This is a genomic window from Gelidibacter algens (genome assembly GCF_001678675.1).
Classification (GTDB): Bacteria; Bacteroidota; Bacteroidia; order Flavobacteriales; family Flavobacteriaceae; genus Gelidibacter; species Gelidibacter algens.
Map to the genome: position 1 here is coordinate 1 of NZ_LZRN01000121.1, position 962 is coordinate 962.

General features: G+C 29.8%; 1 protein-coding gene and 1 pseudogene. Both read left to right on the top strand.

Annotated elements, in window-relative coordinates; genetic code table 11:
• Positions 1 to 250, top strand: a pseudogene (locus tag A9996_RS20315) (helix-turn-helix domain-containing protein); the annotation flags it as partial.
• Complete coding sequence (locus A9996_RS19380) at positions 243 to 653, top strand: helix-turn-helix domain-containing protein (RefSeq protein WP_066439210.1); 411 nt, start codon at positions 243 to 245, stop codon at positions 651 to 653. The pseudogene A9996_RS20315 and the gene A9996_RS19380, both read left to right, overlap by 8 nt.
• Positions 654 to 962 lie beyond the last annotated feature (309 nt).

A 962-nucleotide genomic window follows, 5' to 3' on the forward strand; every position in this document is an offset into this window, starting at 1 on the left:
AATCTGGTCTCTTGTATTATTAAAGAATCATAGGCAAAATATATTAAAACAATTTTCCTATTCGGAGAAAATAAATCTCTATTGGTTAAGATACCTGATTTTAGGTATAGGAGTCATATGGTTTTTTGTGATATTTGGCACTGAAGAAATGACATTTTTATCAGTTGTGTTATTCGTGATTTTCATCGGTTACTTCGGTATTAATCAAGTAGGTGTTTTTTACTCAAAAAAAATCATTTATCGTGCATGATAATATCCAAGTTGCGATTACTACGAATTCTGAAGATGGAAATCTTGAATTCGAATCGGAAATTATTGAAGAGAAAAAAACACAGAAATACGAAAAATCAGGACTAACAGACGAAACAGCTAAAGATATTCACGATGTGTTATCAACAAAAATGGAAGAGGAAAAATTTTTTGTAAATCCTGAACTGACATTGGTTGAACTGGCACAATTTATTGACGTCCATCCAAATAACTTGTCTCAAGTCATAAATACTTATGAAGAGAAAAATTTTTATGACTACATCAATTCTAAAAGAATAGAGATGTTCAAAGAAATTGTTGAATCACCCGAGAGTAAAAAATATACCATTCTTTCTTTAGCCTTCGACTGTGGCTTTAACTCAAAGTCTTCATTCAACAAATAACTTTAAAAAAGAAACTAATTTGACGCCTTCGGAATATATTAAAACCATCAAATAAAGGTCATTTTCTAAACACTCCGAATTTCAGAACTTAAATCTAATTTAACGGTAAGTTATTTCATAATTTAGATTTTTTACTTATGTTTTCCATTGGACTACAGTAATCGTTTATCTGGTGGTTATGACAATGCCGAAAATTATGTATATTAGCTTAAATAGGCAATGATGTATCGAACAATATTTTGAAAAGTTGCCAGAGCACTTTGTTAACATAACATGAACAATGCTTGCATACTAGATTTTTAAAAACCC